Source organism: Streptomyces sp. JLSY215 (genome assembly GCF_059682825.1).
Map to the genome: position 1 here is coordinate 6,386,730 of NZ_CM185022.1, position 15,901 is coordinate 6,402,630.

Annotated in this window: 11 protein-coding genes; 8 read left to right on the plus strand and 3 right to left on the minus strand. The window is 72.6% G+C overall.

Annotated features, from left to right (window positions below; translation table 11 throughout):
* Positions 1 to 156 precede the first annotated feature (156 nt).
* The 8 genes from AC5677_RS28540 (at position 157) to AC5677_RS28575 (ending at position 8,738) form a co-directional block, all read left to right on the plus strand.
* Positions 157 to 813, plus strand: a complete 657-nt coding sequence (locus AC5677_RS28540; RefSeq protein WP_497190768.1) for a response regulator — start codon at positions 157 to 159, stop codon at positions 811 to 813.
* A 113-nt stretch (positions 814 to 926) separates the two neighbouring features.
* Entirely contained in the window at positions 927 to 3,695 is a 2,769-nt protein-coding gene (locus tag AC5677_RS28545) for a DNA translocase FtsK (RefSeq protein WP_497190769.1), read from the plus strand.
* 223 nt (positions 3,696 to 3,918) lie between these two features.
* The gene (locus AC5677_RS28550) at positions 3,919 to 4,731 is read left to right on the plus strand and encodes a helix-turn-helix domain-containing protein (RefSeq protein WP_497190770.1); all 813 of its coding nucleotides are present in this window, start codon (positions 3,919 to 3,921) and stop codon (positions 4,729 to 4,731) included.
* A 103-nt stretch (positions 4,732 to 4,834) separates the two neighbouring features.
* Positions 4,835 to 6,340, plus strand: coding sequence for a 30S ribosomal protein S12 methylthiotransferase RimO (gene rimO, locus AC5677_RS28555; RefSeq protein WP_497190771.1), 1,506 nt, complete (start codon positions 4,835 to 4,837; stop codon positions 6,338 to 6,340).
* A complete protein-coding gene (gene pgsA / locus AC5677_RS28560; RefSeq protein ID WP_497190772.1) occupies positions 6,337 to 6,987 on the plus strand; it encodes a CDP-diacylglycerol--glycerol-3-phosphate 3-phosphatidyltransferase in 651 nt (216 codons plus the stop codon). The genes rimO and pgsA overlap by 4 nt, the downstream gene beginning before the upstream one ends.
* Positions 6,984 to 7,520, plus strand: a complete 537-nt coding sequence (locus AC5677_RS28565; protein WP_497190773.1) for a CinA family protein — start codon at positions 6,984 to 6,986, stop codon at positions 7,518 to 7,520. The genes pgsA and AC5677_RS28565 overlap by 4 nt, the downstream gene beginning before the upstream one ends.
* A gap of 94 nt (positions 7,521 to 7,614) precedes the next feature.
* Positions 7,615 to 7,998, plus strand: a complete 384-nt coding sequence (locus AC5677_RS28570) for a helix-turn-helix domain-containing protein (protein ID WP_046925688.1) — start codon at positions 7,615 to 7,617, stop codon at positions 7,996 to 7,998.
* 269 nt (positions 7,999 to 8,267) lie between these two features.
* Positions 8,268 to 8,738, plus strand: a complete 471-nt coding sequence (locus AC5677_RS28575; RefSeq protein WP_497190774.1) for a Dps family protein — start codon at positions 8,268 to 8,270, stop codon at positions 8,736 to 8,738.
* Between the two features lie 468 nt (positions 8,739 to 9,206).
* On the opposite strand, the gene AC5677_RS28580 is transcribed toward AC5677_RS28575, so the two are convergent.
* The 3 genes from AC5677_RS28580 to AC5677_RS28590 all read right to left on the minus strand — a co-directional run bounded on the left by AC5677_RS28580 (position 9,207) and on the right by AC5677_RS28590 (position 15,753).
* On the minus strand, positions 9,207 to 9,983 hold the full coding sequence (locus AC5677_RS28580) for an SDR family NAD(P)-dependent oxidoreductase (RefSeq protein WP_497190775.1): 777 nt from the start codon (positions 9,981 to 9,983) through the stop codon (positions 9,207 to 9,209).
* A 74-nt stretch (positions 9,984 to 10,057) separates the two neighbouring features.
* On the minus strand, positions 10,058 to 10,876 hold the full coding sequence (locus tag AC5677_RS28585) for an Fpg/Nei family DNA glycosylase (RefSeq protein WP_497190776.1): 819 nt from the start codon (positions 10,874 to 10,876) through the stop codon (positions 10,058 to 10,060).
* 59 nt (positions 10,877 to 10,935) lie between these two features.
* The gene (locus AC5677_RS28590) at positions 10,936 to 15,753 is read right to left on the minus strand and encodes an Lhr family ATP-dependent helicase (RefSeq protein ID WP_497190777.1); all 4,818 of its coding nucleotides are present in this window, start codon (positions 15,751 to 15,753) and stop codon (positions 10,936 to 10,938) included.
* Positions 15,754 to 15,901 lie beyond the last annotated feature (148 nt).

Here is a 15,901-nt window from a genome sequence, read left to right on the forward strand (position 1 = left end):
TCGCTGCGTTTCTGCTACGTGCACGGTGACATCGCGGTGACAGGGTGTGGCGATAGGCGGGGTGCAGCTACCATGACCGGCACAAGAACGGGCGACGTGACGGAGTCGTCCCCTGGGGCGGCGTCCGGTTCGATGCCGGGGCGAGGAGGACGGGCCATGGTGCAGAAGGCCAAGATCCTCCTGGTCGATGACCGGCCGGAGAATCTGCTGGCGCTGGAGGCGATCCTCTCTGCGCTCGATCAGACACTGGTGCGGGCATCGTCCGGGGAGGAAGCGCTCAAAGCACTGCTCACGGACGACTTCGCGGTGATTCTGCTCGATGTGCAGATGCCGGGGATGGACGGATTCGAGACCGCCGCGCACATCAAGCGGCGCGAGCGCACCCGCGACATCCCGATCATCTTCCTCACGGCCATCAACCACGGCCCGCACCACACCTTCCGCGGCTATGCGGCCGGTGCGGTCGACTACATCTCCAAGCCGTTCGACCCGTGGGTGCTGCGCGCGAAGGTCTCGGTCTTCGTCGAGCTGTACATGAAGAACTGCCAACTGCGCGAGCAGGCCTCGCTGCTGAGGCTCCAGCTCGAGGGCGGGCGGCCGGACTCGGAGGCGCGGGAGTCGGCGGGGCTGCTCGCCGAGCTGTCGGCGCGGCTGGCCGCGGTCGAGGAGCAGGCGGAGGCGCTGTCCAAGCAATTGGACGAGACGGCGGAGGCCGCCGCGGTCGCCACCGCCGCCCATCTGGAGCGCAAACTGACCGGTCTGCGCCGGGCGCTGGACGCGCTGGAGCCGGGGTCGGGCAGCGGGGCGGGCTGAGGGGCGCCCGGCGGCGGGTGACTGACGGTCTCTCATGAGGCGGACGCGCGACACGAATGGGTGAAGCGGCGTGCGCTCGTGACACGCTTGCCGTCGCCTGTAATCTCGTCGCCATGGCCTCACGTACGTCCGGCAAGGGAACCCAGAGCAAGGCGGGACCCGCCAAGCAGCGTGCCGGACAGTCCGGGGGCGCCGCGAAGAAGACCGCCGCCCGGCAGCCGTCCGCCGCGAAGAAGGCGGCGGCCAAGAAGCCGCCGGTGAAGAAGACCGCTGCCGCGAAGAAGGCTCCGGCGAAGAAGGCACCGGCCAAAAAGGCCGCCCCGAAGCCGGCGCCCTCGCCGACCGGTGGCGTCTACCGCATCGTCCGCGCCTGCTGGCTGGGGGCGGCGCACGGCATCGGGGCGATGTTCCGCCACTTCGGCCGGGGCGCGAAGAACCTCGACCCGGCGCACCGCAAGGACGGCCTGGCGCTGCTGCTGCTCGGCCTGGCGCTGGTGATCGCGGCCGGCACCTGGTCCAACCTCAGCGGCCCGGTGGGCGATCTCGTCGAGCTGCTGATCACCGGTGCGTTCGGGCGGCTGGATCTGGTCGTGCCGATACTGCTGGGCGTGATCGCCATACGGCTGATGCGGCATCCCGAGCAGCCCGAGGCCAACGGCCGGATCGTCATCGGGCTGTCCGCGCTGGTCGTCGGCGTCCTCGGACAGGTCGCGATGGCGTGCGGCTCGCCGGGCCGCGGCGACGGTCTCGCCGCGATACAGGACGGCGGCGGCTATGTCGGCTGGGCGGCGTCCAAGCCGCTGATCTTCACGGTCGGGCAGACCCTGGCGGTGGCGCTGCTGGTGCTGCTGACCGTCTTCGGGCTGCTGGTGGTCACGGCCACGCCGGTCAACGCCATTCCGCAGCGGCTGCGGGCGGTGGGCATCAGGCTGGGGGTGTTCTCGGCCGAGGAGCCCGAGGCGGACTTCGAGGACGACGACCGTTACGCGGAGGACTGGCGCGAGCAGCCCGCCCGCCCGGCGCGCCGCGGCGCCGCCGAGGATCCGGAGGCGTACGAGGAAGAGGCGCTGTCCCGGCGGCGCCGCCCGCGCCGGGCCGCCGCGCAGCCCGCGCCGGACCGGCCGATGGACGCGGTGGATGTCGCCGCCGCGGCGGCCGCCGCGCTGGACGGCGCGGTGCTGCACGGCGTCCAGCCCTCGCCGCTGGTCGCCGGGCTCAGCAGCTCGGTCTCCGGGGAGCGCCAGGACTACGAGGACAGCACGGGGGAGAGCGGCGCGGTGCCGCCGGCCCGTGAGGCGGAGCGGCCCGCTGGCGGGCCCGCCCCGGCCGTGCCGGACTTCACCAAGGCCGCGCCCGAGCCGTCCGGCGATCTGCCGCCGCGCGCCGAGCAGCTGCAGCTGTCCGGCGACATCACCTATTCCCTGCCGTCCCTGGACCTGCTCGCGCGGGGCGGCCCCGGCAAGACCCGCAGCGCCGCGAACGACGCGGTAGTGGCCGCGCTGAGCAATGTCTTCCAGGAGTTCAAGGTCGATGCGGCGGTCACCGGTTTCACCCGCGGTCCGACGGTCACCCGTTACGAGGTCGAGCTGGGCCCGGCCGTCAAGGTCGAGAAGATCACCGCGCTGGCCAAGAACATCGCCTACGCCGTGGCCAGCCCCGACGTCCGGATCATCAGCCCGATCCCGGGCAAGTCTGCGGTCGGCATCGAGATCCCCAACACCGACCGGGAGATGGTCAACCTCGGCGATGTGCTGCGGCTGGCCGATGCCGCGGGCGACGACCACCCGATGCTGGTGGCGCTGGGCAAGGACGTCGAGGGCGGCTATGTCATGGCCAACATGACGAAGATGCCGCACGTCCTGGTGGCGGGCGCCACCGGCTCCGGCAAGTCCTCCTGCATCAATTGCCTGATCACCTCGGTCATGCTGCGTGCCACCCCGGAGGACGTCCGGATGGTGCTGGTCGACCCCAAGCGCGTGGAGCTGACGGCGTACGAGGGCATCCCGCACCTGATCACGCCGATCATCACCAACCCCAAGCGGGCCGCCGAGGCGCTGCAGTGGGTGGTGCGCGAGATGGACCTGCGCTACGACGATCTCGCGGCGTACGGCTTCCGGCACATCGACGACTTCAACGAGGCGGTGCGCGAGGGCAAGGTCAGCTCGCCCGAGGGCAGCGAGCGGGAGCTGGCGCCGTACCCGTATCTGCTGGTCATCGTGGATGAGCTGGCGGACCTGATGATGGTCGCGCCGCGCGATGTGGAGGACTCCATCGTCCGCATCACCCAGCTGGCCCGCGCGGCCGGGATCCACCTGGTGCTGGCGACCCAGCGCCCGTCCGTCGATGTCGTGACCGGCCTGATCAAGGCCAATGTGCCGTCCCGGCTCGCGTTCGCCACCTCCTCGCTCGCCGACAGCCGGGTCATCCTCGACCAGCCGGGTGCCGAGAAGCTGATCGGCAAGGGCGACGGGCTGTTCCTGCCGATGGGCGCGAACAAGCCGGTGCGCATGCAGGGTGCGTTCGTGACCGAGGCCGAGGTCGCGGCCGTCGTGCAGCACTGCAAGGACCAGATGGCGCCGGTCTTCCGCGACGACGTCACCGTGGGCGGCAAGCAGAAGAAGGAGATCGACGAGGACATCGGTGACGACCTCGATCTGCTCTGCCAGGCCGCCGAGCTGGTGGTGTCCACCCAGTTCGGGTCGACGTCGATGCTCCAGCGCAAGCTGCGGGTGGGCTTCGCGAAGGCCGGACGGCTGATGGATCTGATGGAATCGCGCAACATCGTCGGGCCCAGCGAGGGTTCCAAGGCACGGGATGTCATGGTGAAGCCGGATGAATTGGACGGAGTGCTCTCGGTCATCCGGGGGGAAGCTACCGAGTAGCACACCCATCCGGGTCACTCGTACGTGAGAGAAAGCAACCGTTTCTCCTGCTGATACGTCAAGTTGAGGGAGGTGCGGGAATGATGGCCCATCATGGCGTCCGCGGCACCGTGCTCAGGCGTTCTGATGGCGTACAAACTCCGCTCTCCCGCTTGCCCGACCCTTTCGCTCCACCCCTAGACTGAACCTCCAGCAGGTGGCTACACGCTCGAAAGGCGCCCCCGTGTCCATCGGCAACTCTCCCGAAGACGACCGGCCTTCCGTCGGTCGAGCCCTCCAGCAGGCCCGTATCGGAGCAGGACTGACCGTTGAGGAGGTCAGTACGACCACACGGGTGCGCATCCCGATCGTGCACGCGATCGAACAGGACGATTTCTCGCGTTGTGGCGGCGACGTCTACACGCGGGGACACATCCGGACGCTCGCCCGCGCCGTTGCCCTCGACCCCGAACCGCTGATCACCCAGTTCGACGCCGAGCACGGCGGGCGTCCCGAGCCGATGGTTCCCGCTCCGCTCTTCGAGGCCGAGCGGATCCGCTCCGAGCCGCGCCGCCCCAACTGGACCGCGGCGATGGTTGCGGCGATCGTCGCCGTCATCGGATTCGTCGGCTTCACGCTGTTCAACGGCGGCAGCAAGGGCGCCGACGGCCCGGTCTCGGCCGATGGGACGGCCAACGCCGAGAAGAAGCCGGCGCCGGCGCCGAACACCACCAGGCCGACGGCCAAGCCCAAGGTCCCCGCGCCCTCCGAGAGCGCGATCGCCGGGCTGCCCAAGGACAAGGTCACGATCAAGGTGACCGCCCGTGACGGCCAGAGCTGGGTCTCGGCCAAGGACGCCAACGGCAAGCTCCTCCAGGACGGCCTGCTCAAGAAGGGCCAGTCCAAGACCTTCACGGACAAGAAGCGGATCGATCTTGTGCTGGGCAATGCCGGCGCCGTACAGCTGTACGTCAATGGCAAGGAGGTCAAGCGGGTCGGCGATGAGGGTTCCGTCGAGCGGCTGAGCTACACCCCCGGAGACCCCCAGGCGGGCTGAGCGCGGCCTCCGGCCGCGTCCGCCGCCGGGCCCGGGGCGCCCGGGACCGGTGGCACAGACCTGCGCGCCATGGCTGTCGGCGGGACGAAGTAGGCTGAGCCCCATGCCCGAACGCCGTACCGTCGCCCTTGTCACTCTTGGCTGCGCCCGTAACGAGGTGGACTCGGAGGAGCTCGCAGGCCGCTTGGCAGCGGACGGCTGGGAGCTCGTCGAGGAAGCCGCCGACGCGGATGTCGCCGTCGTCAACACCTGTGGATTCGTCGAAGCCGCCAAGAAGGACTCCGTCGACGCCCTGCTGGAAGCCAATGATCTCAAGGATCACGGCAAGACCCAGGCCGTCGTGGCCGTCGGCTGCATGGCCGAGCGGTACGGCAAGGAGCTCGCCGAGGCGCTGCCCGAGGCCGATGGTGTGCTCGGTTTTGACGACTACAGCGATATTTCCGACCGCCTCCAGACCATTCTGAACGGCGGCATCCACGCCTCGCACACCCCGCGCGACCGCCGCAAGCTGCTGCCGATCAGCCCGGCCGAGCGCCAGGGTGCCGGGGTCGCGCTGCCCGGCCACGCTCAGGACGCAGCCCCCCAGGACACCGCGCCCGAGGACCTCCCGGAGGGCATCGCGCCCGCCTCCGGGCCGCGGGCGCCGCTGCGCCGCAGACTCGGCAGCAGTCCGGTGGCCTCGGTGAAGCTGGCCTCCGGCTGTGACCGGCGCTGCTCGTTCTGCGCGATCCCGTCCTTCCGCGGCTCGTTCATCTCCCGCCGGCCCTCCGATGTGCTCGGGGAGACCCGCTGGCTGGCCGAGCAGGGCGTCAAGGAGATCATGCTGGTCTCCGAGAACAACACCTCCTACGGCAAGGACCTCGGCGACATCCGGCTCCTGGAGACGCTGCTGCCGGAGCTGGCGGCGGTCGACGGCATCGAGCGGATCCGGGTCAGCTATCTCCAGCCCGCCGAGATGCGCCCCGGGCTGGTCGACGTCCTGACCGGCACGGACAAGGTCGCGCCGTACTTCGATCTGTCCTTCCAGCACTCGGCGCCCGGGGTGCTGCGCGCGATGCGGCGCTTCGGTGACACGGAGCGGTTCCTCGGCCTGCTGGAGCAGATCCGTTCGAAGGCGCCGCAGGCCGGTGCCCGCTCCAACTTCATCGTCGGCTTCCCGGGCGAGACCGAGAGCGACCTGGCCGAGCTGGAGCGCTTCCTGACCGAGGCGCGCCTGGATGCCATCGGCGTCTTCGGCTACTCCGACGAGGACGGCACGGAAGCCGCCTCCTACGAGGACAAGGTCGACCCCGACGTGGTCGCCGAGCGGCTGGCGCGGGTGTCCTGGCTGGCCGAGGAGCTGACCTCGCAGCGCGCGGAGGAGCGGATCGGCGAGACCGTACGGGTGCTGGTGGACCGGATCGACGAGGAGGACGGCGTCGTCGGGCGGGCCGCGCACCAGGCGCCGGAGACCGACGGCTGCACGTTCCTGACCAACGGCCGGGACGGCGAGGACCTCGTTCCCGGTCGTATGGTCGAAGCAAAGGTCGTTGCGAGCGAGGGCGTCGATCTCGTGGCCGAGGTGCTGTCGGTGGACGGCACCGCGTGTACCGAGGAGGCGGACAGATGAGCGGAGTCCCGGCTTCCGCCGCCGGCGGGCCGCGCACGGCGCCGGCCGTCGGGCAGGCCGGGCTGTGGAACATCGCCAACGTCCTGACGATGCTGCGGCTGCTGCTGGTCCCGGCCTTCGTGCTCCTGCTGATGCACAACGGCGGGCACGACCCGGCCTGGCGCGCATTCGCCTGGGCGGCCTTCGCCATCGCCATGATCACCGATGTCTTCGACGGGCATCTGGCGCGCACCTACAACCTGGTCACCGACTTCGGCAAGATCGCCGACCCGATCGCGGACAAGGCGATCATGGGTGCGGCGCTGATCTGTCTGTCGGTGCTGGGCGATCTGCCCTGGTGGGTGACGGGCCTGATCCTCTTCCGGGAGCTCGGCATCACGCTGATGCGGTTCTGGGTGATCAAGCACGGGGTGATTCCGGCCAGTCGTGGCGGCAAGATCAAGACATTGGCGCAGGGCACCGCGGTCGGGATGTACGTCCTGGTGCTGTCCGGGCCGCTGGCCACGTTCCGCTGGTGGGTGATGGCGGTGGCCGTCGTGCTGACGGTGGCCACCGGACTCGACTACGTCCGCCAGGCGGTCATGCTGCGCAGGGCCGGACTGGCCAAGGAGCGCGGCGAGCGGGCCGAGCGGGAAGCCGCGCGGTGACCGGGCCGGGTTCTGCGGCGGCCGGGGCGCTCGAGGCGCTTGCCGGGCGCGGGCAGAGCCTGGCGGTGGCCGAATCGCTCACCGGCGGTCTGGTGGCGGGCGCGCTGACGGCCGTACCCGGGGCCTCGCGGGTGGTGCGGGGCTCGGTGACGGCGTATGCGACCGAGGTCAAGCGGGATGTGCTGGGTGTGGACGGGGCGCTGCTGGCCGCGCGCGGAGCCGTCGACGCCGAGGTCGCCCGGCAGATGGCGAGCGGTGTCCGGCGGGTCATCGGCGCCGACTGGGGCATCGCGACCACCGGAGTGGCCGGGCCCGAGCCGCAGGACGGGCAGCCCGTGGGCACCGTTTTCGTGGCCGTCGAGGGGCCGGGCGGCGCCGGCGAGGTGCGGCGGCTGGCGCTGGACGGGGATCGCGACCGGATCCGACGGGACACCATCGACGCCGTGCTCGCACTGCTGTTGAGCGAACTGACAGAAAAATGCGTGGCACAGGATACGGAACAACACGGGGGGAATGGATGTTTGCAGCCCTGAGAGAACACGAACTCACGCCCGGCACGGCCACGGCCCAAGGCGGTACGGTGGGGCGAGAAGGATCCGGATCCGAGGTCCGAGGAGGGAGCCAGCGATGATTCTGCTTCGTCGCCTGCTGGGTGACGTGCTGCGCCGACAGCGTCAGCGCCAGGGCCGAACCCTGCGCGAGGTCTCTTCCTCCGCCCGGGTATCGCTCGGCTATTTGTCCGAGGTGGAGCGGGGGCAGAAGGAGGCGTCCTCCGAACTGCTCTCGGCGATCTGTGACGCGCTGGATGTGCGCATGTCAGAGCTTATGCGAGAGGTCAGCGATGAGCTGGCGCTCGCCGAGCTGGCAGCATCCGCGGCCGCGAGTGACCCGGTACCGGCACCGGTGCGGCCGAAGCTCAATTCGGTGTCCGTCACGTCCCTGGCCGGTGTGCCGGAGGACCGTGTGACGATCAAGTCCCCGGCCGACGTCGTGGATGTCGTCGCGGCCTGACTTTCCCGTTCGTGCTTGTACGAAGCCCCGGTCGGCAGCGGTTGGCCGGGGCTTCGTGCTGCCCGTGCGGCCTGGGGCGGAGCCTCGGCCGGCCCTCTTGACCTGCCCCAAAGCGCCCGATCATTTATACGATGGGTGAAACGGAAATATGGGGTGAATCCCCGTAGGGCTACGTGGACGGGCGCCGAGCTACCCAGATGCGCACAGAACTACGTAGATCCGCGTAGATCCGCGTCATGCCGAAGTCTCGCGCGAACAGGAGTAGCTGGATGTCTGTGGTCAACAGCCCGCTGTCCGACGGCGACCGCGCCATCGTCGGGAACGCCCTGCAGGGAGCCCTCGTCGACCTGGTGGATCTCTCCCTGATCTCCAAGCAGGTGCACTGGAACGTCGTCGGCCCGCGCTTCCGCTCCGTACATCTCCAGCTCGACGAGGTCGTGGACACCGCGCGCATGCATGCGGACACCGTTGCCGAGCGGGCGTCGGCGATCGGAGTGGCGCCCGACGGGCGGGCCGGGACGGTCGCCAAGACCAGCGGGATCGGTGAGGTTCCGGACGGCTGGATCAAGGACGGCGAGGTGGTCCAGACGCTGGTGAAGGGGCTGGCGGCGGTGATCGAGCGGATGCGGGAGCGGATCATCGACACCGCGGAGCCGGACCCGGTCAGCCAGGACATCCTCATCGGCCTGACCGCCGACCTGGAAAAGCATCACTGGATGTTCCAGGCGGAGTCCCAGTGACATGGCGGACGGCCTGACGATGGACTCCGTGGACCGGCCGCGCGGCCCGCTGCGGAACGCCCCGCCCGCGAACGGGCGTGGCATATCCCACCGCGCCCCGCGCGCGCCCCGGTGCGCTCTCCCGTACGGCCGCGGGCCCGTCTAGCGTCGGCCGAGGGAGGCAAGCCATGGCATGGCATGACATCGGGGCCCGCGGCCCGGGTGGACGGCCGGCGGGGCGCCCGTCGTCCGCCCGGCGCCCCCGGGCCGTACCCGGCCGCTGGATAGCCGGGGCCCTCATCGGGGCCTTGTGGTGGTGGGCCGCGCTCCGGGTGACGCTGGAGCCGCGGGCGACGGGGACGGTCGAGGGGGCGGTTTTCCTGGGGGGCTGGGGGCTGAGTCTGCTGCCCGTGCACTGCGTGCCCTGGGCGGGCCGGGGGAAGGACGCGGCGGGGCGGGGCGTATCGCTGAAGGGGTGCCGGGCGGCGGTCACCAGGGCATGGCGACGCCGCCGTTCGGGCGCAGGATCTGGCCGGTGGTGAAGGACGAGGCGTCCGACGCCAGGTGAAGCACGGCGTGTGCGATGTCCTCGGGCTCGCCCACCCGCCCCAGGGGAGACATCCGGATCATCGGCCCCTCGGCCTGCTGCTGGGCCTCGGCGCTGTGCCGGTCGGTCATCGCCGTACGGATCCAGCCGGGGGCGACGGCATTGACGCGGATGCCGTACCGGCCGACCTCGGTGGCCAGCGTCTTGGTGAGCTGGACGACGGCGGCCTTGGCCGCGCCGTAGCAGAGCAGCCCGGGAGCGCCGGTGTCGATGGCGCCGGAGGCCATCGTCACGATGCTGCCCCGGGTGCCGGTGGCGATCATGGCGCGGGCGGCTTCCTGGCAGCCGTGGAGCACGCCCTTGAAGTTGGTGTTCCAGACCCGGTCCAGATCCGCGTCGGTGGTCTCCAGGACGGGGGAGGAGTGCATGATCCCGGCGATGTTGGCCATCACCTCCAGACGGCCGGTGGCGCGCCGGGCCGCGTCGACGACGGCGGCCAGCTGGTCGCGCCGGGTGACGTCGACGGTGTGCGGGTGTGCGGTGCCGCCCGATGCGGTGATGGCCTCGGCGGTCGTCCGGGCTCCCGGGCCGTCGAGATCCGCGCAGTGCACGATGGCGCCCGCCTCGGCGAGGAGGACGGCGGTGGCGCGGCCGATCCCGCTCGCCGCGCCGGTGACGATCGCGGTGCGGCCGCTGAGGTCGTACGCCGTGAGGGCCATGGGGTGAGGGTAGGGAGCGATCTGACGGGGCGTCAATTGGCGTGCGAGGTGGGGTTCCGGGAGCCGGTCCGGCGTCACGGGGCGGGCTGGCAGGCGGGACACCAGTAGGTGACGCGTTCCTCGGCGGCCGGTCCCTGGTCGGCGGTGCGTACGGGGGTGCCGCAGCGCGGGCAGGGGCGTCCGGCGCGGCCGTGGACCCACAGGCGGCGGTCGGGGCGGGACGCCCCACGGCCCTCGGGCGGGCGGAGCCCCCACGGGGTGGTGCTGCGTACGGGGCGGCGCTTGTTGGCCTCGAGGAGCTTCCTGGCGAGCGCCGGGGCGCGTTCCGGGTCCGGCAGCCGCCCTACCGGGAGCCAGGGGGAGGCGCGGAGCAGGAAGCACAGTTCGCACTTGTAGACATTGCCGATACCGGCCAGATTCCGCTGGTCCAGCAGGGCCTCGCCCAGCGGGCGTCCGGGGTCGGCGAGCAGCCGGCGCAGGGCTTCGGCCGGGTCCCAGTCGGGGCCGAGGAGGTCGGGGCCCAGGTGGCCGACGGCCCGGGACTCGTCGGCGGTGCGCAGCAGGTCGAGCACGGGGAGGCGGTAGCCGACGGCGGTGTGCCCGGCGGTGCCCAGGATCGCCCGGATCTGGTGGGCGGGGCCGCCGCGCCAGCGCTCGGCCGGGGCGTAGATCCGCCAGGCTCCGTCCATCCGCAGATGGGAGTGGAGGGTCAGGCCGCCCTCGATGCGGGTGAGGAGATGCTTGCCGCGGGGGACCACCTCGAGCACGTCGCGGCCGGTCAGATCCACCGTGGCGAGGCGGGGGGTGCGCAGGTCGCAGCGGGTCAGCGGGCTGCCGGCCAGCGCTTCGTGGAGACGCTGGGCCAGACGCCAGACGGTGTCGCCCTCGGGCATGGGTCCATCATGCCGGGGACCGGCGGGGAGTGGGGGCGGCGCCGGGCCTCCGCGGCCCGTCATCCCCGTAGCCGGAATCCGCGCGGGGTCGGGTGGAAGCCGGCGGACTCCAGGACGGGGGCGTAGGGGGAGGTGAGGGCGGCGGTGCCGTTGATGCGTTCGGTGGTGATCGTGCCGAGGGCGCCGGCGCGGGCGGCCTCGCACAGCGCCGCCACGGCGGGCTGGACGCGGGCGTCGGTGCCCCGCTCGGCGGCGTCCCGGCCGAGCGGCCAGAGCAGCAGGGTCTTGCCGCCGCGCTCCATGTAGAGCGCCAGCTCGCCGTCGACGAGGACGACCAGGGAGCCCGCCTTGCGTCCCGGCTTGTGGGTCGAGCCCTCCGGGGGATCGGGCCAGGGCAGGGCGGCACCGTAGGCGTTGGCGGGGTCGGCGGCCGCCAGGACGACGGCGCGCTGCGGACCGTCGCCACGGGACCCGGCGGGGCCGCCGTCGGGCAGGGCGCCGTCGGCCGTGCGCTCGCGTCGGCTGCTGACCGCGCGCAGCCGGTCGACCGCGCCGTCCATCGCGAACTGGGCGGCCCCGAGCCCCTCCACGACATAGCCGCGGCGGGCCTGTCCGGACTCCTCGAACGCCGCCAGGACGCGGTACGCCGCGGAGAACCCGCCCTCGACGCCCTCGGCGGCGACCGCGCCGCGGGTGACGATGCCGTGCCGGTCCAGGAGCGTACGGGCCAGGGCGTGCGCGCGATGGGTGGCGTCCTGCTCCGGGGCGGGGAGCAGGGACCAGCGGCCGCCGACCGTCGGCGGGCCGCTGCGGGACGCGGTGGGGCGGCCGCCGGCAGCGGCCGGCGAGCCCGCTCCGAACCCCGTCCGGGGGGATCCCCAACGCCCCCGGGGCACCGACCGCCGCGCCCGGTGGGCGGTGGAGCCGGCCGTACGGCCCGAGCCCAGGAGAGCCCGCAGCGGGGCCAGGGTGTCGTTGGTGAGCCGCCCGGACCAGGCCAGGTCCCACAGGGCGTCGGCGAGTTGGGGGTCGGTGGCGTCGGGGTGGGTGGTGGCGCGGACCTGGTCGGCGATCTGGCGGAAGAACAGGCCGTAACCGGGGGCGAGGGCGGCCAGGACGGAATCGTGCAGCGCGGTCGGCTCCAGCGGCAGCGGGGGCGGAAGCAGCAGCGGCGCGGTGTCGGCGAGATGGAGGGAGAGCCAGCCGTCCTTGCCGGGCAGCGCGCCGGCGCCGGCCCACACCACCTCACCGGTGGCGGTGAGTTCGTCCAGGAGGGCGGGGGTGTAGTCGCCGACACGGGACGGCAGGACGAGCTTTTCCAGGGCGGAGGCGGGGACCGGGGCGCCCTGGAGCTGCTCGACGACGCGGACCAGGCCGTCGATGCCGCGCAGGCCGTACGACGGGCCGCCGCGCGCTCCCGCACCGGGGGACGGGCTGCCGACATGCTGCCACTGGGGAAGGAAGGCGGCGAGGGCGGCGGGCGGTACCGGCTCGAGCTCCTCGCGCAGCGCGGCGAGCGAGCGTCGGCGCAGCCTGCGCAGCACCTGGGCGTCGCACCATTCCTGTCCGATGCCCGCGGGGTGGAACTCGCCCTGGACGACGCGGCCGGCGGCGGCCAGGCGGTGCAGGGCGCCGTCGGTGACGGCCGTACCGAGGCCGAACCGGGCGGCGGCCTGCTCGGAGGTGAACGGGCCGTGGGTGCGGGCGTAACGGGAGAGCAGATCGCCCAGCGGGTCCTTGACCGGTTCCGTGAACGATTCCGGGACACCGACCGGCAGGGCCGTGCCCAGTGCGTCCCGCAGCCGTCCGGCGTCCTCGATGGCCGCCCAGTGGTCGGCGCCGGCGATCCGCACCGCGATGGCGCGGCGGGCGGCGGCCAGCTCACCGGCCCACGCCGGGTCCGCGCCGCGCTCGGCCAGCTCCGCGTCGGTCAGCGGCCCGAGCACCCGCAGGGCATCGGCGACGCCCTCGACGTCCTTGACCCGGCGGTCGTCCGTGCGCCACTGCAGCTCGCGCTCCAGCTCGGTCAGCACCTCGGCGTCCAGCAGCTCGCGCAGCTCGGCCTGGCCGAGCAGCTCGGCCAGCAGCCGGGAATCCAGGGACAGCGCGGCGGCGCGGCGCTCGGCGAGCGGGGAGTCGCCCTCGTAGAGGAACTGCGCGACATAGCCGAACAGCAGCGAGCGGGCGAACGGGGACGGCTCGGGGGTGGTGACCTCCACCAGGCGGACCCGGCGGGCCTCGATGTCGCCCATCAGCTCCGTCAGGCCCGGTACGTCGAAGACGTCCTGGAGGCATTCGCGGACCGCCTCCAGCACGATCGGGAAGGACCCGAACTCGCTTGCCACCTGGAGGAGCTGGGCGGCGCGCTGGCGCTGCTGCCACAGCGGGGTGCGCTTGCCGGGGCTGCGCCGGGGCAGCAGCAGGGCGCGGGCGGCGCATTCGCGGAAGCGGGAGGCGAACAGCGCCGAGCCGCCCACCTGGTCGGTGACGAGCTGGTCGACGTCGCCCTTGTCGAAGACGACATCGGCGGCACCGACCGGGGCCTGCTCGGGGTCGTACTCCGCGCCCCGGGCTCCGGGGTCGGCGGCCGGGGGGAAGCCGTCGCCGTCGAGGAGGTCGAGACCCATCAGGTCCGCGTCCGGCAGCCGCAGCACGATACCGTCGTCGGCGTGCATGACCTGGGCGTCCATGCCGTAGCGCTCGGCGAGGCGGGCGCTCAGGGCCAGCGCCCACGGGGCGTGGACCTGCGCGCCGAAGGGGGAGTGGACGACCACCCGCCAGTCGCCGAGCTCGTCGCGGAACCGCTCGACGACGATCGTGCGGTCGTCGGGGACATGGCCGCAGGCCTGCTTCTGCTCGGCGAGATAGCCCAGGACGTTGTCGATGGCCCAGTCGTCGAGGCCGGCGGCGGACAGCCGGGCGCGGGCGTCCTCGGGGGCCAGGGAGCCGAGCTCGCGCAGGAACGCGCCGAGCGCCCGGCCCAGCTCCAGGGGGCGGCCGAGCTGGTCGCCCTTCCAGAAGGGCAGCCGGCCCGGCACCCCGGGGGCGGGGGTGACCAGCACCCGGTCGCGGGTGATGTCCTCGATGCGCCAGGACGTCGTGCCGAGCGTGAAGACATCGCCGACCCGGGACTCGTAGACCATCTCCTCGTCCAGCTCGCCCACCCGTCGCCCGCCACCTTTGCCGGACTCGGAGCCCGCCAGGAAGACGCCGAACAGCCCGCGGTCGGGGATCGTGCCACCGGAGGTGACGGCCAGCCGCTGCGCCCCGGGGCGGCCCGTGACCGTCCCGGCGATGCGGTCCCAGACGATGCGCGGCCGCAGCTCCGCGAAGGCGTCGGAGGGATAGCGGCCGGCGAGCATGTCCAGCACGCCCGTGAACGCCGACTCGGGCAGCGCGGCGAAGGGCGCCGCCCGCCGGACGACGGCCAGCAGCTCCTCGACGTCCCAGCTGTCCATCGCCGTCATCGCGACGATCTGCTGGGCCAGCACGTCCAGGGGGTTGGCGGGCACCCGCAGCGCCTCGATGGAGCCGGAGCGCATCCGCTCGGTGACCACCGCGGCCTGCACCAGATCGCCGCGGTACTTGGGGAAGACGATGCCCCGGGACACGGCGCCGACCTGATGGCCGGCCCGGCCCACCCGCTGCAGCCCGGAGGCCACCGACGGCGGCGACTCCACCTGGACGACCAGATCGACCGCGCCCATGTCGATGCCCAGCTCCAGGCTGGAGGTGGCGACCACGGCGGGCAGCCGGCCCGCCTTCAGGTCCTCCTCCACCTGGGCGCGCTGCTCCTTGGAGACCGAACCGTGGTGGGCGCGCGCCAGCAGCGGCGGCGCGCCCTTGGCGGCCCCGGCCTCCGCCATCAGCTCGGCGGGGGAGTGGTGCTCGGGCAGCGGCTCACCGTGGGTGCGCTCGTACGCGATCTCGTTGAGGCGGTTGCACAGCCGCTCCGCCAGGCGCCGGGAATTGGCGAAGACGATCGTGGAGCGGTGCGCCTGGACGAGATCGGCGATCCTCTCCTCGACCTGCGGCCAGATGGACGGCTTCTCGCCCGTATCGCCTTCCTGCACGGGGGAGCCGCCCAGCACCCCCATGTCCTCCACCGGGACGACCACCGAGAGGTCGAACCGCTTGCCGGACGGCGGCTGGACGATCTCCACCCGCCGCTGCGGCGACAGATAGCGGGCGACCTCCTCCACCGGGCGCACCGTCGCCGACAGGCCGATCCGGCGGGCCGGGCGGGCGCGCCCCTCGGAGCCCGCGCCGCGCAGCTCGTCCAGCCGCTCCAAAGAGAGCGCCAGATGCGCACCCCGCTTCGTCCCGGCGACGGCGTGCACCTCGTCCAGGATGACCGTCTCGACGCCCGCCAGGGCCTCCCGGGCCGAGGACGTCAGCATCAGGAACAGCGATTCGGGGGTGGTGATGAGGATGTCCGGCGGGCGGTTGGCGATCGAGCGGCGCTCGGCGGGCGGGGTGTCACCGGAGCGGATGCCCACCGTGATGTCCGGCTCGGGCAGCCCGAGCCGCACCGACTCCTGGCGGATGCCCGTCAGCGGGCTGCGCAGATTGCGCTCGACATCGACGGCGAGGGCCTTGAGCGGGGAGACGTACAGCACCCGGCAGCGCTTCTTCGGCTCGGCGGGCGGGGGCTCGGACGCCAGCGCGTCCAGCGAGGCCAGGAACGCGGCGAGGGTCTTGCCGGATCCCGTCGGCGCCACCACCAGGACGTCCGAGCCCGCGCCGATCGCCCGCCAGGCGCCCTCCTGCGCGGCGGTGGGCGCGCTGAAGGCTCCCGTGAACCAGCCTCGGGTCGCGGGCGAGAACGATGCGAGCGCCGACTCGGGGATGTCTGCCGCTGGGGCTGCCTCTGCCATGTCCTCCATCGTGCACCGGACCACTGACAACGCGGCTGCGCGCCCGGTCCGGCGGGATCTGTGAGCTGGGCGGGCGGGATCTGTGAGCTGCGCGGGCGGCAGGCCGCGGCTGTCCGGCCACCGTCCGTCCGCAGTCCGTCCACGGTCC

Coding starts and splice junctions, on each gene's coding strand:
- pgsA (WP_497190772.1), top strand. CDS start 6,337: ATGAGCGGAGTCCCGGCTTCCGCCGCCGGCGGGCCGCGCACGGCGCCG.
- AC5677_RS28575 (WP_497190774.1), top strand. CDS start 8,268: ATGTCTGTGGTCAACAGCCCGCTGTCCGACGGCGACCGCGCCATCGTC.
- AC5677_RS28540 (WP_497190768.1), top strand. CDS start 157: ATGGTGCAGAAGGCCAAGATCCTCCTGGTCGATGACCGGCCGGAGAAT.
- AC5677_RS28590 (WP_497190777.1), bottom strand. CDS start 15,753: ATGGCAGAGGCAGCCCCAGCGGCAGACATCCCCGAGTCGGCGCTCGCA.
- AC5677_RS28545 (WP_497190769.1), top strand. CDS start 927: ATGGCCTCACGTACGTCCGGCAAGGGAACCCAGAGCAAGGCGGGACCC.
- AC5677_RS28580 (WP_497190775.1), bottom strand. CDS start 9,983: ATGGCCCTCACGGCGTACGACCTCAGCGGCCGCACCGCGATCGTCACC.
- AC5677_RS28570 (WP_046925688.1), top strand. CDS start 7,615: ATGATTCTGCTTCGTCGCCTGCTGGGTGACGTGCTGCGCCGACAGCGT.
- AC5677_RS28585 (WP_497190776.1), bottom strand. CDS start 10,876: ATGCCCGAGGGCGACACCGTCTGGCGTCTGGCCCAGCGTCTCCACGAA.
- rimO (WP_497190771.1), top strand. CDS start 4,835: ATGCCCGAACGCCGTACCGTCGCCCTTGTCACTCTTGGCTGCGCCCGT.